The 20,481-nt window shown below is 40.3% G+C and carries 19 protein-coding genes and 1 pseudogene; 1 reads left to right on the forward strand and 19 read right to left on the reverse strand.

Annotation, left to right across the window (positions count from 1 at the left end; genetic code table 11):
* The coding region (locus tag DK858_RS15865) for an autotransporter outer membrane beta-barrel domain-containing protein (protein WP_228407345.1) at positions 1-1,138 on the forward strand (1,138 nt) is incomplete at its 5' end.
* A gap of 76 nt (positions 1,139-1,214) precedes the next feature.
* Here the strand turns inward: DK858_RS15865 and DK858_RS15870 are convergent.
* The 19 genes and pseudogenes from DK858_RS15870 to DK858_RS15960 all read right to left on the reverse strand — a co-directional run.
* The gene (locus tag DK858_RS15870) at positions 1,215-1,859 is read right to left on the reverse strand and encodes an ATP-binding cassette domain-containing protein (RefSeq protein ID WP_109398224.1); all 645 of its coding nucleotides are present in this window, start codon (positions 1,857-1,859) and stop codon (positions 1,215-1,217) included.
* Between the two features lie 59 nt (positions 1,860-1,918).
* Positions 1,919-2,716, reverse strand: coding sequence for an ATP-binding cassette domain-containing protein (locus tag DK858_RS15875; protein ID WP_109398225.1), 798 nt, complete (start codon positions 2,714-2,716; stop codon positions 1,919-1,921).
* Complete coding sequence (locus tag DK858_RS15880) at positions 2,710-3,522, reverse strand: ABC transporter permease (protein ID WP_109398226.1); 813 nt, start codon at positions 3,520-3,522, stop codon at positions 2,710-2,712. Before DK858_RS15880 ends, DK858_RS15875 begins: the two co-directional genes overlap by 7 nt.
* Positions 3,519-4,502 (reverse strand): ABC transporter permease, encoded by a 984-nt coding sequence (locus tag DK858_RS15885; RefSeq protein ID WP_109398227.1) that lies wholly within the window; start codon positions 4,500-4,502, stop codon positions 3,519-3,521. Before DK858_RS15885 ends, DK858_RS15880 begins: the two co-directional genes overlap by 4 nt.
* On the reverse strand, positions 4,487-6,070 hold the full coding sequence (locus DK858_RS15890; protein WP_109398228.1) for an ABC transporter substrate-binding protein: 1,584 nt from the start codon (positions 6,068-6,070) through the stop codon (positions 4,487-4,489). The genes DK858_RS15885 and DK858_RS15890 overlap by 16 nt, the downstream gene beginning before the upstream one ends.
* 401 nt (positions 6,071-6,471) lie before the next feature.
* Positions 6,472-7,461, reverse strand: coding sequence for a glycosyltransferase (locus DK858_RS15895; RefSeq protein ID WP_109398229.1), 990 nt, complete (start codon positions 7,459-7,461; stop codon positions 6,472-6,474).
* A 436-nt stretch (positions 7,462-7,897) separates the two neighbouring features.
* The gene (gene hycI, locus DK858_RS15900) at positions 7,898-8,404 is read right to left on the reverse strand and encodes a hydrogenase maturation peptidase HycI (protein WP_109398230.1); all 507 of its coding nucleotides are present in this window, start codon (positions 8,402-8,404) and stop codon (positions 7,898-7,900) included.
* Positions 8,401-8,811, reverse strand: a complete 411-nt coding sequence (locus tag DK858_RS15905) for a formate hydrogenlyase maturation HycH family protein (protein WP_109398231.1) — start codon at positions 8,809-8,811, stop codon at positions 8,401-8,403. Before DK858_RS15905 ends, hycI begins: the two co-directional genes overlap by 4 nt.
* Complete coding sequence (locus tag DK858_RS15910) at positions 8,804-9,586, reverse strand: NADH-quinone oxidoreductase subunit B family protein (RefSeq protein ID WP_072064386.1); 783 nt, start codon at positions 9,584-9,586, stop codon at positions 8,804-8,806. Before DK858_RS15910 ends, DK858_RS15905 begins: the two co-directional genes overlap by 8 nt.
* A complete protein-coding gene (hyfH, locus tag DK858_RS15915; protein ID WP_109398232.1) occupies positions 9,583-10,137 on the reverse strand; it encodes a hydrogenase 4 subunit H in 555 nt (184 codons plus the stop codon). Before hyfH ends, DK858_RS15910 begins: the two co-directional genes overlap by 4 nt.
* An 11-nt stretch (positions 10,138-10,148) precedes the next feature.
* Positions 10,149-11,882 carry a hydrogenase large subunit gene (locus tag DK858_RS15920; RefSeq protein WP_109398233.1) on the reverse strand — a complete coding sequence of 578 codons (1,734 nt, stop codon included), beginning with the start codon at positions 11,880-11,882 and terminating at the stop codon, positions 10,149-10,151.
* 1 nt (position 11,883) lies between these two features.
* A complete protein-coding gene (locus DK858_RS15925) occupies positions 11,884-13,452 on the reverse strand; it encodes a hydrogenase 4 subunit F (RefSeq protein WP_109398234.1) in 1,569 nt (522 codons plus the stop codon).
* Positions 13,453-13,456: 4 nt separating this feature from the next.
* The gene (gene hyfE / locus DK858_RS15930) at positions 13,457-14,107 is read right to left on the reverse strand and encodes a hydrogenase 4 membrane subunit (RefSeq protein ID WP_036934333.1); all 651 of its coding nucleotides are present in this window, start codon (positions 14,105-14,107) and stop codon (positions 13,457-13,459) included.
* A 12-nt stretch (positions 14,108-14,119) separates the two neighbouring features.
* Positions 14,120-15,571, reverse strand: coding sequence for a hydrogenase 4 subunit D (locus DK858_RS15935; RefSeq protein ID WP_109398235.1), 1,452 nt, complete (start codon positions 15,569-15,571; stop codon positions 14,120-14,122).
* A 6-nt stretch (positions 15,572-15,577) separates the two neighbouring features.
* Entirely contained in the window at positions 15,578-16,528 is a 951-nt protein-coding gene (locus tag DK858_RS15940) for a respiratory chain complex I subunit 1 family protein (protein ID WP_109398236.1), read from the reverse strand.
* Between the two features lie 12 nt (positions 16,529-16,540).
* Complete coding sequence (gene hyfB, locus DK858_RS15945; RefSeq protein ID WP_109398237.1) at positions 16,541-18,556, reverse strand: hydrogenase 4 subunit B; 2,016 nt, start codon at positions 18,554-18,556, stop codon at positions 16,541-16,543.
* Position 18,557: 1 nt separating this feature from the next.
* Positions 18,558-19,178 carry a 4Fe-4S dicluster domain-containing protein gene (locus DK858_RS15950; protein ID WP_109398238.1) on the reverse strand — a complete coding sequence of 207 codons (621 nt, stop codon included), beginning with the start codon at positions 19,176-19,178 and terminating at the stop codon, positions 18,558-18,560.
* A 317-nt stretch (positions 19,179-19,495) separates the two neighbouring features.
* A complete protein-coding gene (locus DK858_RS15955; RefSeq protein WP_109398239.1) occupies positions 19,496-20,338 on the reverse strand; it encodes a pirin family protein in 843 nt (280 codons plus the stop codon).
* A 76-nt stretch (positions 20,339-20,414) separates the two neighbouring features.
* A pseudogene (locus DK858_RS15960) lies at positions 20,415-20,481 on the reverse strand (IS200/IS605 family transposase); the annotation flags it as partial.

The following is a 20,481-nucleotide window of genomic DNA, read 5'->3' on the forward strand; positions in this document are numbered from 1 at the left end:
CGAAGAAGCCGAAGAGAAGCAACGTTTGGCTAACGAAGCCAGAGAACAACAACGCCTTGCCGAAGAAAAAGCCAAAACGGATGCTAAAACTAAAGAACTTATCCCTGTAGAAGATGAACGAGCACAACGTGCTAAAGAAAAGGCAAAAGAGAAAGAGACAACAAAACCATCGATCGTTATCAGCAAACCTATTGACATTGAAAACACCTATAAATCAATGCAACTAATGGCTGAAAACGGCTATAAGTTTATGGATATGCAGCAAGGGCAATTACGTTATTTAGCTTCTGCTACATGTTCTGTGGGCACTGAAAAAGCCTGTATTAGTGGCTTTGCACACCATCAAAATATCAATAAAGCCAATGCGACCCAAACTGGGTTAAGTGGTGCCTATCGTTTTGATGTCAACCATATCCCATTAATTGTAGGGCTTGCCATTGATACCGATGTCTATTCCTCATTACCTAAAGGCTATCAATATCAAGGTTACGCATTACCGTTAATTGGTTTTAGTCTAGATTTAATGCCATCACTTAATGCAGAATTAAATAGCAATGCATTACATCTGTCATTAAAAGGAGCTTATTTAAATCGAAAAGTTTCTATAGAAAGACAAGCATTAGAAAATACTGAGGCAGGTAAAGGTAATGCAAAAATTTCTGCTTATCACATTGAATTAAAAGGATATTACCCTTATTCAATAGCAGATGATTTATTACTAACACCGTTTGCAGGGCTAACTTTTAATCAAATTTCACGTTCAGCTTATAGTGAAACTCAAAATGCCAATTTTGCAGCACATTACGATGCCCTTAAAACGCACTCACTGTTGGCCAAAATGGGATTAGGTATGGACTACTTATTAGGTTCATCTTTCATATTGAATACTAAAGCAGGCTTACTGTGGAATTTATCACACCATCAAGGTGATTTCCGTAGCCATATTGATTATTTAGGTCAGCAACACATTGATTATTCAGAAAATAAAAAACAGTTAAAGCAACGTCCATTTGCTAAAGTAGGATTGACTTATCAATTAGATAAACAATCTTCCATTAATACATCAGCAGATTGGGAAATGACCCCTTATCGCAATCACGATATGCAGTTTGGCGTAAGCTACACTTATCGCTTCTAATTCCTTATTGTTATATTTGAGGTTAATTTTAGCTGTATTATTTGGCTTCCTATAAAAATATAGGAAGCTCTTTTTATTAATCGATTGAAGAATTCAAAGTTGAAATAATAGATGTATTTTTTTCTTTATCTACCCACCACACTTTAGTCGAAACCTTCTCAAGAAGCGCTTTATTGTGGCTAAAGATAATCAAGCTTAAAGGACGTTTCTGACTTTCATCAATTAACACTTGCCAAATATCGGCTTGAATTTGTGCGTCTAACTGTGCCGTCACTTCATCGGCAATCAATATCTGAGTACGAGGATCTAATGCTCGCAATAATGCAATGCGCGCAAGCTCTCCACCGGATAATTCATTAGGTCTACGCGTTAACCATTCTGGTTTGATCCTGAGTTTTTCAAGCCAGTTTTTATCTGGCGACCAAGCATCACGAACGCTATCACCGGTTGTTCGAAATGGATTAAAACATTTATCAGGATGTTGAGGAACTAATTGGATCGGGCAATAGCCCTTTTTAGACAATGGACTGTCATTAACAAGAATTGAACCTTGAGTGGGCGTTTGCCATTGCGCTAAAACACGACCTAATGTCGTTTTCCCTGCACCACTTGGTGCTGAAATACCGAGTCGCTCTCCCGCCTCTAATGAAAAGGAGAGATCTTGCCATAACATCTTACCTGCTTGTTCCACAGATAATTGTTTTAACTCTAAAAGTGGCATAAAGATAACTCCAGAAATAACAAATGAAATGTATAAAAATAAGACTTAACAACACACTATTATAATGAATTAAGTGAGACTTCTTTTGTATTGATAAATTGTTGTTCAGGCAATGCATTCCAAAGTGTCTTCAGCCACTCACTACCTTCATGACGATTAAGCACATTAGCAGGAATAATTTCGTTAACCTCACCCTGATTAAGCACCGCTATCGTATCCGCAAACCGTGCAGCCAAGGCTAAATCATGTGTAACCCAAAGCACTGATTTACCTTGATTACATAACTCTCTTAAATGACCTAATAACAAACATGCGTGTTCATCATCAAGCCACGAAGTAATTTCATCAGCTAAAATATATTGTGCATTAGAGAGTGTTGCATTACAGGCTAATACGCGTTTTGCCATTCCACCAGACAATTTGGCTGGATAGGTTTTTACCAATGAACCTGAAAGATGATAAAGCCCTAACTGTTGCACAATATCATCAGAGGTGACATCAGCACCACTTAAACGCGCAGAGCGACTTAATTGATCACCGATACAGATTAACGGATTAAGAGCGCTGACACCTTGAGGAATATAACAGAAAGTATTCCCACGATAAGCAATAAGTTCCCGTTCACTTAGTGTATGCCCATTCAATTTAATCGCACCACGAACTCGCATATTGGCGGGCAAAAGTCCTAGCGCACTTTGTAATAACAGGCTTTTACCTTCACCACTGCTCCCCACTAATGCCAACATTTTTCCAGGTTTAATCTCTAACGAGATTGATTTTAGCAACGGCTGCCAATTTCGTTTTCCTAACCAACGAAATTGTGCAATATCAATGGAAAGTTGTTCAAAACTTAACATCCTGCCCCTCTTAGCCATAATTGTTGCATTGCTTTAGCAAATTGATCGAAGATCAAGACTAAGCACATCAAAATTAATCCTGGAAATACTACCATCCACCAAGAGCCTGTACTTAAATAACGTAGCGCATCGGCCAGTAATAAGCCGAGTGAAGGTTCATGAGCGGCCTGACCAAAACCGAGAAAACTTAACGCTGCGCTATGCAATACTGCATGAGGAAACATTAATAAAGTTCCCACAATCCACTGAGGTAATAACATTGGGATATAGTGTTTTTTTACACATTCAAAAGGCGTATTACCAATACGACGCGATAACATCACATAATCAGCTTCTCTAATACGTTGAATTTCACCTCGCAAAATTAAAGCCAATTTAGGCCAATGTGTTAATGCCACAGCCCAAATAACACCTTGTTGCCCACCACCTAATGTAAAACAAATTAAAATCAGCAGTAATAAATGAGGTAAGGCTAAGAGCGCATCAACAACGCCTCTTACTAGAAAATCACAATAACGATTAATTGAGGAAATACCGGCAAAAATTAAAGCGATAACACCACTCACAACCGCACTCGTCACACCAATATTTAAACTACTTAACATACCTTGGAAACAACGTAACCATAAGGAACGACCTAAGTTATCAGTCCCAAACCAATATTGATCTGATGGGGCTTGATTCCTAGCCAGAAAATCCATTGCGATATCCGTATGAGAGACAGAAAATCCATACGCCACTAACCCAATTAATGCGAGGGCTACTAATAGAAGTCGCAACAAAGGCTTGTTCGGATCGTAAATCATGAGTCTCGCAAAATTCCTTTATTAATACGTCGCAATAGTAAATTAGAAATACTATTACCAAAGAAAATCAAAATAGTACTAAAGACAACAATACCCATTAACAGAGGAATGTCTCCTCGTAATCCAGCATCAACGGTTGCCTGCCCTAACCCCGGATAAGCAAATACTTTTTCAGCCAAAAGAGAGCCACCAAGTAATTCACCAATTGATGCAAACTGTAAGCAAAGTGCAGGCGTAATGGCATGACGTAGAACATGAAATAGCATCATAGCCCAACCTTTATCGCCTTGTGCCTTAGCAAAATGGATAAATTCACTGCCCATCACTTCGGCAACTTTCGCGCGAGTATGCAGTGCGATATTCCCAGTGCCTAATAATCCAAGAGCAATCATAGGTAAGATAAGATGAGAGAAACGCTGGCTTAAGGTTGCTGTTTCAGCACTACTTCCCATCGGCCACGCACAACAAATTGGCGCCCAATGTAAGGTGACAGAAAACAGAGATAGCAGAAGTAATCCCACCCAGAATGTCGGTAATGCAGCTAATAGATAAGATAAAGTAGAGATAATTCTATCTGGCCAGCGGTTAAGATATCTACCCGCGACTAATCCCATCACAACACCAATAACGCCAGAAAACATCCACGCTGAAAAGAGCAAGATAAATGAAGGCCCAGCCCGTTCACGAATAACATCAATAACAGGCATGTTATACAACATAGAATAGCCAAAATCCCCCTGAATAATTTGACTAAACCAAAGCCAAAATCGCATCCATAAAGGTTGGTCAATTCCCCAACGAGCCGCAATTAAAGGGTATTGCTCAGGAGGAACATTCAATAAATCACTACCGATATACGCCTTAATAGGATCGATCGGTGAAAAACTTAATAAAATAAAAACACCTGCTGTTGTCACCAACAGCAGGCAGAGTAATCGCAGGAAAAAACCTACACTTTGACGTATTACTGACAAGTCCACTTCCAAGTATCTACACTATTTAATAATGACCATGAACCATGGATTTCCGGTGTTCCTGTCCCCAAATCAACACAAGGGTTAGTCAGGTAAGTGTGTTGCACATTCATCAGCCAAGCCCAAGCCGCGTCACCTTTTACACCGACACCGTTTTTGCCATCCCACTCAACAGCTTTCCAATGAGGAACCGCTTCTTGCCATGTATGGGCATCAAGTGCGGCTTGTAGATGCTTTTCGACTTCAGGATTTTTGTAATAACCCGGATTATAATAACCAACACCCGCAGCATTAGCACTGTAATGATGATATAGCTCCATAGGATCTAGGCTACCCCAACCAAATAAAGTTGGATTTGAATGCATATAGCGTTCTACTGTATCCCAACTTCCTGATTTAAGATCCATTTGAATACCGAGAGGTTGCACTAGCGCACGAATTGATTCGGCTAAATCGCGACGAGTTGCATCACCACTGGTATACCATAAAGTAAGTTTCGCTTCTAAACCGTCTTTTTCACGAATACCGCTTTTATTCAGTTTCCAGCCTGCATCTTCAAGAATTTGCTTCGCTTTTTCAATGTCCCCATCTTTGAAAACAGCATCCGTTTGATCCCAAGGCAAACCTTTTACGCCGGTATATGCAGGAACCGCGTAACCATCAAGTACTTGCTCTGATAATAATTTACGGTCAAGTGCGTAGTTAATGGCTTTACGAATAGCGATATCTGCAGTGATATCATTACCGATATCATAACCTTGGGCATTTTTCTCACCTGATTTTACCATTGGAAAAACAATACCGCGGTTTTCAACACTTGCTCTTTCCCACAATTTGGTATTGGGTAAATTCTTAGCGATTGCAGCCGTTGCTGGTGGAATACGCACAATGCCTAACTGTCCACTTTGAGCAGCAGCAAAAGCGGCATCTTCATCAAGGAAAACAAATATGAGTTTTTCAAAATCGTTTTTCTTGCCCGCATAATAAGGGTTAGCTTCAACAATTAATTGCTGACCGGGTTGGAAACTGACCATGCGATAAGGGCCTGCACCAATTGGCTTTTGTGCGTAAGTTTTTTCATCATACTTATCAGCAGAAACGATACCTAAAGAGCCCAGTACGTTCACAAAAGTACTTTGCGGTGCTTTTAATGTAATAGTGACATGTAAGTCATCATCCGCTTTTGCAGAAAGGAAGTTACCCATATCAACTTTACCGCCACTTGCAGCTGCATTGTTATAGGTAAATACAATATCTTTTGCTGTAAGCGGTAAGCCATCAGAGAATTTTAAATCTGGCTTTAACGTTAATTTCCATGTCTTACCATCTTCACTTGGCTGATAGTCACTTAACATATTGCTATACCAAGAGAGATCCGCATTTTGCTTTAACAATGGGCTATGAAGAAGTAAGTAACTGCCATGGCTCCAGCCCAACATGGGGTCGAAGCCTTCTGTTGGCTCTTCACCAATAGCCAATTTCAACGTTTGAGCAGATGTTGCAAAAGGAACACTTAACGCGGCTAAGCAAGTTAACGTGACCAATGATTGACGCCAACCAAACCGAATAGACATAAAACATTCTCCGATTTTTTAGATACGACTTATCACCAGTCTCTATCTGAATAAGATAAAGAGGCTGAAACAAGATAAATAACAATGATGATAATGCCCTGCAATTATTGCAGATAAAGAATAAAACAGTGGCATCATAATAAAGTTTTTTATTCAACTACTCGAATAATATTCGACAGTTTATTGATTTTACATAAACTTTTATTAAGCAGTCATACTCATTATGGCAAACTTCTAGCAAGTGCACAGTATTTTTCTAATAAATAAGTTATATATTTATCATTGCATTTATTAGTGAGCGCAAAACGAAATAAAATGGCTTTTTAACGAAATTAGATTATTTCATTTTATTTAATATGCATTAAAAATAAAAAAGGCACATTATTGCGCCCTTCTTGTATTTATGAATTTAATATTCTTTTTAATTTAAAATAGCGTCGTCCTAAACGCCAACGTAATCTAAAATTTTTCGCATTTTTCCAAATTAGTGACCATATTCCTCTATCAAAAAACTCTTTAACCATCTGTTTTTTAACCTCAATAGACTGAATAGAATCAATTGAATGGATAATTCCCAAACCTTCTTTTGCGATTTGCCAATAACATGCATTGATATTTTGAGTCACATCTTTATATTTTTGATTAATTGCATCAAGCATTTCTAATATTTTCATGTAATTATGAATTGTTCTAACATGAATAGTGTCATTAGGCGTTGCATGAGAAACAGAACCAGAGTGAATAAAGTAATCGTAGTAACGCTCATCGATATATTTAACACGTTTAGCGGTTAATAATGCTTCTGTTGTCCACGGAATATCTTGATGATGCAAACCTGGCTCAAAATAATAACCATGAGTAAGCAGAAATTCACGTCGATAAATATTTAACCAAGTCACATGTAAGAATTTTTTAGAATTTAATGCCATTTCTAACCACTGTGGCCCAGTTAAAACCCCCGTAGAACGTAATCTATTTGAAGGAAAAATAGGGCGTGAAGGTCTTCCGTCCGCGTAAACATAATTACCATTACAAGTTAAAATATCTAAATTATCATTTTTAGCTATATTAATCATTCTATCATACATATTAGGATGAATTACATCATCAATATCTGGAAAAACAATATATTGCCCTTTCGAAACATTAAATCCGACATTACGGGCAACAGAAACGCCTTGATTTTCCTGATCAATAATAGTGACTTGAGGAAATCTTTCTTTCCATTCTTGTAATATTTTAAGTGAGTTATCTCTAGAACCATCATTAACTAAAATAAGCTCCCAATTATTCAATTTAATAGATTTTAAACTATTGAAAAACCGAGATAAAAACATTTCACCATTATAAATGGCGACCACAATACTCAGTTGAGGTAGAGAAGAAAACATAACCAACCTTTTATATTCTTAGCTAAGAAAAGACGTTTCCCTCTAAATAGTTAGTTTTAAAAATTAAAAAAAGAGTAATAAAATAATAAATCAGTCTTAATTCATTCTTAATGAAAAATTAATTTTTAACTAATTAAAGGTGAAATTGATATTTAACAAGGTTAAGTATAATTAACTTCTTTTTATCTCTTATGAAGAAAGGGTTAAGGTGGTTTGTTTTTTAAAAGAAATAACTAAAGGAAAAATTAAGGTTAGCGTGAAGAATAAATGTTATTAGCAGACGCTCAACTCATCAATGCGTAATATAAGTTACAAAAAAACACTTTTTTTATAATTAATGACACTTATATCACTCATTAACGAAAAACATCCGCTAAGCGGATGTTTTAGTCTTTATTTATATCAATAATTTGAGGATACTTGTTTTGTTATACTTTTATTCTTCAATCTCTTCTTCATCTTCATCGCAGACTTCAAGTTCTGGAAAGTAATCAACTCGCCAAGACTTGAGCCCTTGATACACTTCATCAACGGCATTCTTTACCGCTTCAGTCATTGGATAATAAAAACCAACGAGATCGGGTTGGATCCCTAAGAATGTAATATCTGGAATATCATCTTTTAATTGATCGATAAGAAAATTCAGCGGCATATTATGAGTGCTCATAATAAACATTTCCGCTATATAGTCAGGATCTATTACCCTAATCTCACCGGGTTTTAAACCAATATCTGCGGCATCAACAATGACAACACATTGAGGTTGTAATGCTCTTACTTGATAAGAGACATTTTCAGGTGCACTTCCCCCATTGATAACAATCCATCCATCAATAGGATTTGCTTCCATTAACTCAGCCAGCAGAGGGCCAGCACCATCGTCGCCCATCATGCTGTTGCCGACCGTTAATACCACTTTAGGTGCTGTCATTGCTTTACTCATGGTTTTCTCTTTACAATCAAATAAATAGCAGGTTCTGCATGGATTTCACCCAGTAATTTAATCAGCGTTTGGCTCCACTCACTAAAAAGAGGATCGTCATTTTTAATAATCGGATCAAATGCTAACGCTAATAAGTGGGTATGCTCTGAGTTAATATTGATTTCACCAAATGTCAGTAATCCTTGCATTTTACGTTTGGCTTCACCTTCAGGTAATAAATCAATCCATGCTTTATATTTTTCTAAAGGACAGACTAACTCTGTTTTTAGACAATCAATCATACCTACGTGATGACCAATCGCGAGCGAATAGTACATCACTTGTTGCGCTTGCTCAGGAATATCATCATCGCTATCAACAAACTTTTGTCTTAATGACCAAAAGTAAACTTTAGCGTCATCAGGCATAGATGCCCCCTTGGCTTAATGAATAAACTAGACGTTTTACAATCTCAGATAAACGAGGGTCATTAGCTTGTCGTAGCCATTCATCAACACGTCCACTAACTTCTTGAATAGTGGCACCTTCTAATAAGGTGAGAAAATGATCACTTATTTGTCTTCCCTGATAATAACCAGCAAGACGACGAGCCTCACGCTCAATCATCACTCGAGCATCTAAAGGAATAGAAGGCAGGATGAGAGATGCTTTTTCATTCTCTACTTCAATATGCGATTCGCCTTTTAATTTTTGGTCTAACAAACCCAGTGCAACAGCAAATCCATAAATCGTTGCCGCAGGTGTCGGTGGACAACCAGGGATCCACACATCAATAGGAACGATAGATTCACTCCCTCCCCAGACACAATAGAGATCGTGGAAAATACCGCCACCACAGCCACAAGCGCCATAAGAGATACAGATTTTTGGATCAGGCGCTGATTCATAAGCACGTAATGCAGGAACGCGCATCTGGCGCGTGACCGCGCCAGTGAATAACAAAATATCAGCGTGACGAGGCGAGGCTACCACTTTAATACCGAAACGTTCAGCATCAAAAACCGGTGTAATTGCGGAGAAAATTTCAATCTCACAACCATTACAACCACCACAGTCAACACGATAAACATAAGCTGAACGCTGAATATCTTTCAACAATGTCTGTTTTAGCTTTTTAACCTGATCATCAAGAGTGATAGGTTGGCTAACATGATGATTAATGGGAATTTCTGGTAGACTCATTTTATTGTACTCCCAATTTCGCCCACACTAATATTTTCACGACCATCAGATAACAAGTTATGTTTACGCTTACATTCTGGGCAAGTTTCAAATTGTGGGCGCATCGCTTCTACGGTTTGCTCATCCCAACCTGATTGCACTAATAGCTCCATCGCATATTCAACTGATTTTCTCGGCGTAAATGGTTGATGGCATTCACGGCAATTCAATAATTTAAAAGTCCCTTTAATATAAAGATCGGACTTTTTAGTCACTGCTGTTTCGAACATGTCGGATAAAACAATTGCTCTTGTTGGGCAAACTTCTTCACAACGACCGCAATAGATACAGCGACCAATAAATAATTGCCAATGACGCTCGCCTGTTTCCAAATTCGTTTCCATCGTTAACGCATTCGCAGGACATGCTGCAGTGCAAGCACCACAGACAATGCATTGCTCGGCATCATATTCAGGCTTTCCTCTGAAACCATCAGGTAAATCCAAGGGCTTAAACGGATATTTGGTCGTTGCTTCGCCTGTTTTGATTATGGTTTTAAACAATTTTAACATCGTTCATTCCCTCACTTGAGCGGCGAATTTTTACGTTCGATGCTGTAACGTTCAATTTCTTTGTAAGAAACTGTTTTAGATTTACGTTTTTTCACATCGACGAGCGTTACCCTGTCAGTACAGGAATAACAAGGGTCAAGGCTACCGATAATTAACGGCGCATCTGAGACGGTATTACCTTGCAACATATAGCGTAATACAGGCCAATTAGCATAAGTTGCAGCACGGCAACGCCAGCGGAATAATTTTTGGTTATCACCCAACATACTCCAGTGAACATCTTCACCACGTGGTGCTTCTGTAAAACCAAGTGCAAATTTATAAGGCTGATAAGTAAAACCTTCCGTTAATAATGGACCTTCTGGCAAGTTATCTAAAGCGTATTCAATCATTGCCATTGAATCTAAGACTTCTTTAATACGTACCATCACACGGGAGAATACGTCCCCCCCTTCATAACTAAAGAGTGTCAATGGAAGATTGCCATAATCCGCAAATGGGTGGTCAAAACGCACGTCACGTTTAAAACCACTTGCTCTTATCATTGGGCCTACTGGACTAAAATCACGAGCCACTTTCTTATCTAAGATACCAACACCGACAGTACGTTGTTCCATATTAGGTGCTGATAAAAGTATATCGACTAATTCAGTGACTTCTTTGCGCATTTCTCTAACAAGTTGGATAGTCTTCAGACGCTGATCTTTTAAAATATCGCGACGGATCCCCCCAATTAAGTTCAAGCCATACGTTTTACGCGCACCCGTGAGCATTTCTGCAATTTGCATTGATTTTTCACGAATACGGAAAAATTGCATAAAGCCAGTATCAAAACCGGTGAAATGGCTAGCTAAACCAATGTTTAATAAATGACTATGAAGACGTTCAACTTCTAATAAGATAGAACGAATCGTATGCGCACGACGAGGTACTTCAATGCCTAATGCATTTTCAACAGAAGTCACATACGCCACGCTATGAGTAAAGCCACAGATACCACACACACGGTCTGATAAGAAGGTGACTTCGTTGTAACCCATTCGCGTTTCAGCCAGTTTTTCCATACCACGGTGAACATAGAACATACGGTAATCCGCATCGACAATATTTTCACCGTCTACAAATAAGCGGAAGTGTCCCGGTTCATCAGAGGTAATGTGCATAGGGCCAATTGGCACAACACGCGCATCTTGCTTACCTTCATTCACAAAAGGATAAGTTTCAACTTCAGTTGTTGGAGCTGGGCGTTGACGATAATCCATCGCATCTTTACGCAGTGGATACATCTCTTCAGGCCAGTCATCAGGAAGCACTAAACGGCGTTCATCAGGTAAACCAACTGGGATAAGACCATACATATCACGGATTTCACGTTCCCCCCACACTGCAGCGGGTACACGCGGAGTCACTGACGGAAACTCTAAAGTAATTGGGCTAACATGGGCCTTTACAACAACCCAGCATTTTTCACCCTCTTCCATTGATAATGCGTAATAAACCGCATAGTCCCCGTTTAAACTGCGTTCATCGTTACCGAATAAAACGGGTAACCAACCGCCTAAGCCGTAATACAGGTACTCCACCACTTCAGGAAGTGATTCCGTTTTTACTGTTATCGTCAATTGATCAGCGGTTTGTCGCTCTTCATCAAGAACGGCTGATGGAAACTTTTCACGAACTTTGGCAACGTAATCTCCGCCCAGTTCTTTTCCCTCTTTTCTACTGACATAATTTTGGTAGCTCACGTTACATCTCCTGAACCGATGTGGATGGATTGCTGATTAAAGCCGTTGGCCATGTATAAGTAGGTGACTCACTTTTATCAATATTCATCACGATATTAGCGGCATTTTCTAACAACTCACTGACAGGCTTAGGAATATGAGTTCCCATTAACAGCATAAGTGCAATCAGAATGACCATTGGTAATGTGGTTAAAATTCCCAGTTCACCTTTAGCAACAACATCAGGTTTTGGACCAAAGACAGTTTTAGCCACCATACGAACCAGACCACCTAATACTACAGTCAATAACAATAATAATAGGATAGTTAAGCCAATGTGCTGAGAAGCCAAGCCTGCCACAACAATCATAAATTCACTGATAAAGACGTTGAAAGGAGGCATACCACCTAACGCTAAAGCACCACCCGCAAACAGCGCAGCACTTAATGGCATCACTTTAAACATACCTTTCACGACATTTAAATCACGAGTACCGTATTTCAATAACACGTTACCTGAGCCACAGAACAACAGTGCTTTCGCTAAACTGTGGTTTAAGGTGTGGAATAAAGCAGCCAAAATACCAATTGGTCCACCAATTCCTAATGCGACGGCAATTAATCCCATGTTTTCCACACTGGAATACGCTAAAAGACGTTTCATATCGCGCTGAATAAGAATAAAGAACGCCGCGATAGCTACAGAGAGTAAACCAAAGATTAACAGTAAGTTACGTGTAAATTCAGTACCAATAGCCGCATCAATAATGATGTAGTAACGAATGATGATTAACAGCGCACAATTCAGTAAAACTGCTGATAACAGCGCACTGACTGGACTTGGTGCTTCACTGTGTGCATCGGGTAACCATGCGTGCATTGGGAATAAACCCGTTTTGGTACCGAAACCGATTAAAATAAAGACAAAAGCTAAATGCATCAGTGTTGGGTCTAACTGGTCTGTATATTTCAACACTTCAGTCCAGAAGATAGCCTGATCTGGATCAGGCATAAAGCTTGCTGCGTTGGCATAAACCAAAATAGTACCGAAAAGACCAAACGCCACACCCACACTACAAATGATGATGTACTTCCACGCAGCCTCCAGAGAAGAACGTTGACCATAAATTCCCACTAAGAATGCAGAACTTAGCGTTGTCGCTTCAATGGCTGCCCACATTAAGATCAAGTTATTACTCGTAATGGCTAATAACATGGTGAATAAAAACAGATGGAAGAAACCATAGTAGTTACACAAAGTACGCACTGAGATTTCACCCTCATCCACTTCGTGATTCATATAGCCAATAGAATAAAGCCCAGTTAAAAAGCCGATAATACCTAAGATGGCGAGAAATAATGCGCCTAGGCTATCCACATGAACCCAATTAGCAGCTACCAATATTTCGCCATGAGACATGACATCTGCCACCGTCCCCAATGCAGCGATTAACAATACGGTGATACCAATAGCATGAATACCCGTCACAATAGGACGCGCACCCGCTTTTAATAACGGACTTAGAAACGCCAGTATTGAAAATACCAACGGTGCAAACATTAAAATTGTTAACATGGTTGTTTGGTTCATCTCCTCACCCCTTCAGCGCGGTCAGTTGATCCACGTTCAGTGTGTTGAGCGTGCGGTAAATCTTACGAGCCAACACTGCCATAACGATCACGGCAAAGATGGCGTCAGTGGCGATACCGATTTCGACCAGTTCGGGCGCTCTCCACGCTAATAGTGCCAGTGTTAAGTGAGAGCCGTTTTCCATTAAACAGTAACCAAAAGCTTGTTTTAGGATATTTCGCTGAGTCACGATGCAAAGCAGACCCAACATAAAGTGTCCCAGAGAAACTGCGAGTGCAGGTTTCAAATCAACGACCATTGGTATCTGAATTGGCTCAACCACAAACCAACTTAAAATAACGATAACAGCAGCCAACAACATCAACAGTGCAGGGCTAATAACACTGATATTCGCACTAGGATCGGATAACTTACGGAATGCAAATCCTAAAATAAGTGGTACAAGCAAAACTTTAGTGAAGAAGGCGGTGATCGCCCAAAGTGTCAGTTGGTGTGCATCCAATGTATTGGCTAAAGTGACGAAAATCATCACTAAAACAAAAGATTGCAATGCATAGAACCAACATGAAGCAATTGGCTTTTTAGCGCCAATTACCAGTAGCGAGGTGATCATCATTAACCCCGCCAAATTGTTTACAATAAGTGCTCCAGTCATGATTTATCTCCCTTATCCTAGCCAAGTGACTGCGATAACACTGGATGCAAAGGACATAACAATCAGTATTCCAATCACAATTTGCATTGCCATAGGAACAGGTTGTCCTTCTGCAACTTCTGTACTTGGTTTGCCAGGAACAACTCGACCAAACCAATAGATAAACCAAGTGAAGCTAGCAACAGACTCAATAAGTACTAGCACCATAATTGGTGTCATCACCCAGAAAACGCTCGACAGTTCAAAACCTGCGGCAAAAATTGGGAATTTACTAAAGAAACCATTCATTGGTGGAACGCCTGCGATTGCCAGCGCAGCAACACAGAAACCCACACCCAATAATGGATATTTATTAATTAACCCTTTTAAGCGAGGCAACATACGAGTACCACAGCTATAACTCAGTGCCCCCGCGACTAAGAAGAACAAGCTTTTAGCAAAGGCATGGTTAAAGATGTAAGCAATACCACCTTCAAACGCTTCTCGCGGTCCAAAGATAGAAATAGATAATGCAAGGAAGATATAAGAGAGCTGAGTGATGGTTGACCATGCTAACAGGCGTTTCATATCTTTTTGTGGCAGATACATCATAAAACCATAAATCAACGTGATAACCGCCATAGTAATACCCACCCAACCAATAAGATGAGGGACATCACCATCTGCTGACATAATCGCGCGTGCAAAGATATAAACACCGACTTTTACCATTGATGCGGCGTGTAAGTAAGCACTCACAGGCGTTGGTGCTTCCATCGCATCAGGCAGCCAAGCTTGTAGTGGTAATTGAGCTGATTTACCCCAAGCAGCAAAGAGGATCCCACCAAACACAATCAGTTTAGTTGGCTCATCTAAGGTTGCAATTGCGGTTAATTCAAACGTTCCGGTACTCACAAACAAGGTTGCAGCTGCGAGATAAAGACCGATCGAAGCAACGTGAGTGATCAACAACGCTTTCATTGCTGAGCGAAGCGATTTTTCAGATTGATAGTAGCCAATTAATCCCCAAGAACATCCCCCTGTGATCTCGAAAAACAGGAGTTGACCTAAAATAGTCGATGAAAGGACTAAACCCGCCATTGCACCAATAAAAATCAGCAAGAAAGCATAATAGCGACGAGTGCCATCATGAGGATGCTCACGGTTGCCATTGGTCAGATAGCCGGTAGAGTAAAAACTCACCAACAATCCTAAGAACACAACAGCGAAAGCAATCAAGGTACTGACACGATCAATGGTAAAACCAAAGAGCGCAACATCACCATATTGTACTAGCGTAATTGTGGTATCGACTTTACCTTCAGCGAGGAACTGCCAACCTAAAAAAACCGTTCCTAATGTGGCTAATAAAGCGAACAGTGTACATAACCACTTCGCCATCCGATTTGGCATTAAGGACGTAATCAACGCCCCCGCAAATGGGATGAGTAAGGTCGCAAGAGCTATATTTTCCATTGTAATCATCGCTCCTTATAGACCGGTTAAATAGAAAACAAGAGCCAGTGCCGCAACACCGAATCCTAACCATGTCACATGGTGAGTCAGTAAGAAGCGACCACGCGCTAAACTGTTTTCAACCAATGACGCTAATACAAACACCACTAACAATTTCACTGCCATTAAAACTAACGCAATGACAAGTGCAATAAAGGTAAATTCTGTTGCTTTACCGAAAGGAATAAATATGGCTAAGAACAGTTCAGCCACGACCACTTGTTTTAAACCAAGACCTAGTTTCACCATGGCAAAACCAGAGCCTGAATACTCAGTTAATGGTCCTTCTTGTAACTCTTGCTCCGCTTCCGCAACATCGAATGGCATTTTGCCCATTTCGATAAATGCAGCAAAAGCACAAGCGAATAAGGCTAACAGTGTGGCAGTTGGTGATACCCACCCTTGAGCAAGCGTTGCACTAATAGTGCCGACGTTGGTTGAACCTACAATTAAAGCCACCACAATCAGTGATAACACTAAAATAGGCTCAACTAATACACCCAAGGTTAATTCACGGCTAGCACCAATACCTGCAAATGGGCTTCCTGAATCCAGTCCAGATAAAGAGAAGAAGAAACGATAAAGTGCAAACAGATAAATCAGTGCAATAAGATCGGCTGCCCCAGCAAACAGTGACGTTGCCGTAAAGACAGGCAGTGCCATAGCAACCACCAGCATGCTTCCCAGTAACACATAAGGCATCACTTGGAAGATCACACCAGATTGCTCAGGCGCCACGGATTGACGTTTAAATAACTTAAAGATATCTCGATAATCTTGCAAAATTCCGGGGCCCTGACGCGAATGCATCTTGGCGCGAATTGTGCGCGAAATACCTGTACATAATGGGGTTATCGCCAGCAAAAAGAGTGCTTGTATTAGTGCGAATATTCCCATCATTAACGTAGGTGCTTCTTGGAAAGTCATAAGTCCCTCTCCTTACGCTGCGATGACTAAAAGCAAGATGACCAGCGCTGCGACAACGTATAGACAATAGAGTCTGAAATCCCCGCCTTGTAGACATTGGATACGTTTTGCAAAACGTTGGATACCACGAACCAGAGGATAAATAATGCGTTCATCCCAGAATGGTTCGACCTTTTCAGCACCGAGCTGTGTTTTATTAAAACTACGAGACAGCAATGGAGATGGATCAAGTTGTTTACGCATACGATAAAGTGGTGCAAACATGCTACGTAATGCTTGAGTAAAGCCCCCTGCTGACACTGCCATGTCTTTTTCCCACACATAACCACACGCCCAAGGATTACCTTTACGACGAAATGCAGGTTGATTGCCTTTTAAACCGAGGTAAATCAGGAATGGGATGAGTGGTAAAGCAATTAATAAAACAAATGTTAATGCTGGAGAGAACATAGCTTGCGATGCAGCATCTGGAACAAGCATTGAGCCTTGAGCTACAGTCAATGCGCTGGTTTCGCTAAGAGACATTGCGATATTGGCAATGATGGGTGCAACAAAAGCGGCACCGACACCTAACACAACACAGAAAAGCGCTAATAACCCCATCGCAATCGTCATTGGTAATGGTACTTCTTTTGCTTTTGTTGCTTGCTCACTACGAGATCCGCCACAGAAGCTAACACCATACACTTTCACGAAACACATTGCCGCTAATGCCCCTGTAATTGCCAGCATAATAATGGCAATAGGACCACTTAAACGCATCACGAAGTTACCTTCGTAACTCATCGTGAATAAAGACTGATAGGTATACCATTCACTAACAAAACCATTTAATGGTGGTAACGCTGAAATCGCCATACAACCAATTAAGAACGCTGTTGCAGTGTAAGGCATCAGTTTGGCTAACCCACCCATCTTATCCATATCACGGGTATGAATTTGATTAATAATGGCGCCAGCACCGAGGAATAATAATCCTTTGAATACCGCATGGTTCAATAAGTGATATAAAGCACCTAATAGGCCAAGTGCTGCAATAACAGGATGGTCTGTTGCCATTCCTACCATACCAACACCAACACCCATTAAAATGATGCCGATATTTTCAACGGTATGCCATGCCAGTAAACGTTTTAAATCGTGCTCTGCTAATGCGTACATAACACCCAATACAGAAGAAACTGCACCGAATGCGAGGACAACAATTCCCCACCACATTTCAGTGGCACCCAATAAATCGATACCGACTTTGATTATCCCGAAGATACCAATTTTAACCATCACACCTGACATTAATGCCGATGCATGTGAAGGTGCTGCGGGGTGAGCTTTCGGCAACCAACTGTGTAATGGCAACATACCGGCTTTGGCACCAAAGCCAAAGAAGCCCAGTAAAAACACCACAGAAGCCATTGCTGGAGAAAGAGAGAGTTGACGGAATGAATCAAAATCAAGACTTCCACTTTCACGCCACATCAAGAAGAAGGCAATCATGATTAACACGGAGCCGGCGTGCGCAATAAAGAAGTAAAGTAAACCAGCATGAATAGATTCATCATCTTGGTCAGCAATCACTAAGAACCAAGAAGCCAGTGACATCATTTCGAACAGGATAATAAAGTAGAACGCATTATCCATCACTACTAAGCCAACCATAGAAGCAATAAACAGATTCATAAAGAATCCCATGCTCCAAGCGCCACGACCTTTATATTCTTGCACATAAGCAAGAGAATAAAGCGCACACACGCTGACTAGTAATGAAATGACGAACACCATAAAGGCGCCTAACATATCCATGCGCACCACAAAGGCAGCAAAATCGAAAGGCCCTGCGGCGGTAAAAGTCGCTATTTCACCACCAAAAATAACCGGTAATGCACTTAGAATACCTAAGACACCACCAATGATTGCGCTGATCCCTGAAATAAGGATAGCCAATCCTTCCTGTTTTTTTAAAAACAGTGCAATAACGCCACCAACAACATACAGGATGACTGACCACAGCAGTAACTGAAGAGGTTCCATATTACTTCCGCTCCTGTGTCAAAGTAGATAAATCGTCGAGGCTCGTAATGGGTTCCATCACAGAATCTAAGCGACGCGTTTTCATCTGCTCTTCAAGTTTGTCTTCTTCAACTAAATGCAATGCATCAGTTGGACATACATTGACACAAGCAGGACCTTCATCAGAGAAAGCACATAAATCACATTTCACTGCGATTGCGCGGATCCCCACATTCCATGCAAGAAATGGGTTGGTTGTTGGAAGGCTTGCTGGCACATCAGCCAACATATCTTCAGGTACAAAGTGTTCAAAAACAGCCGGTAAGTTAACGGGTTTACTGCCTGATGGTGTAATTGCACCAAAAGGACAAACCAGACCACACAACTTACAGCCAATACACAGGCTCTCATTAAGAAAGATCATATTATCTTCATGAGTGATGGCATTGACTGGGCACACGCGAGCACAAGGAGCATCCTCACAGTGCCGACAAAGCATCGGTGCTGTCTGATCCTCCACTTTTACCACTGTAAGACGCGGATGCGCCTGTAACCCCACAGCTTGGTGAACTTCCGAACAAGCTGCCATACAGGTATTACACCCTATGCATCGTTGTGGCTCTGCAATTACAAAGCGATTCATTCGCCACATCCTCCGAGAAAAACGTTTAACAGCATTACTGTCGTCAATTTTTCTTTAGATGAAGCATATTTCATGCCAAGAAAGGCTATAATTTATTTATTATAAAAATCATTAGGTTAAAAAAGAAAAGAAAAACCAAAAATGACGTGTCGACAATTATGACGTTGACAGTAAGTGGCGAGTTTTAAACAACAATTTTTGTCATCACAATAATGGGATATCAAAAAAGTAAAACACAAAAAAATAGCTGAATTATCTTTAGATAACTCAGCTAAGTTTAACTACATCATATTGCTACTTGATTTATAAAATATAATTTAAGGCATAACAGGCGATACCAGCGGTGTTCTTTCATCATTAACCACTTTGCCAAACCTTTCACTGCCTGCATTCCAATCGGTAATTGCTTGTTGCATTTCTTCTTTGCTACGACCAATAAAATTCCACCACATCAAAATTTTTTCATTTAAAGGTTCACCACCTAAAAAGAGAATTTGGGTATTATCACTAAATTCAATTGTTAATGATTCAGCGTGTTGTATCCCAATATAAGCAAGTTCATTCGCAGCAAAGGTTTCCCCTTCTATTACCATTTCTCCAGTTAAGACGAAAAGCCCATATTCATATTTAGCGTGTAATGACAAGGAAATACGAGTGGCATGTTTTGCCATAATATCCATACCAATCATGGGCAATAAACATAACACTGGAGAGGTGTGGCTTTGATAGTCACCGATTAATAACGTGAAATCAGCGCCATCGGCTTGCCATTTGGGTAAATCAGGATAGTGATCAAAGCGTGGTGGCATATTTCTTTTGTCATTTGGTAACACTATCCACAATTGTGCCAAATGAACTTTTTTTTCATCACCATGACTGTCTTCTGAATGGCTAATACCGTGGCCTGCTGTCATTAAATTAACTTGTTGAGGTCGAATAACTTGCTGAAAACCTAAGCTATCGCGATGTAAAATTTCCCCTTCTAGCATCCAAGTAAAGGTTTGCAATCCAATATGAGGATGGGGAGAAATAGCTAATTTATCGATAGTATCATTAAAAATGGTAGGGCCTAGATGATCGAGAAAACACCAAGGCCCTAATAAACGCTGTTTTTTATCAGGTAGCGCACGATAAGTCTCAATTCCTCCAACATCACGCATTTTAGCGAAAAACGCCGTAAACCCTCGCCCAATGCGGGCGGGGATATAAGGCGAAAAGCCCTCAGGGCTTTAAAGATCAATCAGGCGTTGACTGACTCTGAACGTAGGCTCTGAACGTTTCAATCGTTGCCCCTCCGGTGCTA

Origin of the sequence: Proteus faecis, from assembly GCF_003144395.1 — a bacterium.
GTDB classification, from domain to species: Bacteria; Pseudomonadota; Gammaproteobacteria; order Enterobacterales; family Enterobacteriaceae; genus Proteus; species Proteus faecis.

Coding starts and splice junctions, on each gene's coding strand:
- DK858_RS15955 (WP_109398239.1), bottom strand. CDS start 20,338: ATGCGTGATGTTGGAGGAATTGAGACTTATCGTGCGCTACCTGATAAA.
- DK858_RS15895 (WP_109398229.1), bottom strand. CDS start 7,461: ATGTTTTCTTCTCTACCTCAACTGAGTATTGTGGTCGCCATTTATAAT.
- DK858_RS15875 (WP_109398225.1), bottom strand. CDS start 2,716: ATGTTAAGTTTTGAACAACTTTCCATTGATATTGCACAATTTCGTTGG.
- DK858_RS15905 (WP_109398231.1), bottom strand. CDS start 8,811: ATGCCTGATGACGCTAAAGTTTACTTTTGGTCATTAAGACAAAAGTTT.
- DK858_RS15880 (WP_109398226.1), bottom strand. CDS start 3,522: ATGATTTACGATCCGAACAAGCCTTTGTTGCGACTTCTATTAGTAGCC.
- hycI (WP_109398230.1), bottom strand. CDS start 8,404: ATGAGTAAAGCAATGACAGCACCTAAAGTGGTATTAACGGTCGGCAAC.
- DK858_RS15925 (WP_109398234.1), bottom strand. CDS start 13,452: ATGAACCAAACAACCATGTTAACAATTTTAATGTTTGCACCGTTGGTA.
- DK858_RS15890 (WP_109398228.1), bottom strand. CDS start 6,070: ATGTCTATTCGGTTTGGTTGGCGTCAATCATTGGTCACGTTAACTTGC.
- DK858_RS15940 (WP_109398236.1), bottom strand. CDS start 16,528: ATGACTTTCCAAGAAGCACCTACGTTAATGATGGGAATATTCGCACTA.
- hyfH (WP_109398232.1), bottom strand. CDS start 10,137: ATGTTAAAATTGTTTAAAACCATAATCAAAACAGGCGAAGCAACGACC.
- DK858_RS15910 (WP_072064386.1), bottom strand. CDS start 9,586: ATGAGTCTACCAGAAATTCCCATTAATCATCATGTTAGCCAACCTATC.
- hyfB (WP_109398237.1), bottom strand. CDS start 18,556: ATGGAACCTCTTCAGTTACTGCTGTGGTCAGTCATCCTGTATGTTGTT.
- DK858_RS15935 (WP_109398235.1), bottom strand. CDS start 15,571: ATGATTACAATGGAAAATATAGCTCTTGCGACCTTACTCATCCCATTT.
- hyfE (WP_036934333.1), bottom strand. CDS start 14,107: ATGACTGGAGCACTTATTGTAAACAATTTGGCGGGGTTAATGATGATC.
- DK858_RS15870 (WP_109398224.1), bottom strand. CDS start 1,859: ATGCCACTTTTAGAGTTAAAACAATTATCTGTGGAACAAGCAGGTAAG.
- DK858_RS15950 (WP_109398238.1), bottom strand. CDS start 19,178: ATGAATCGCTTTGTAATTGCAGAGCCACAACGATGCATAGGGTGTAAT.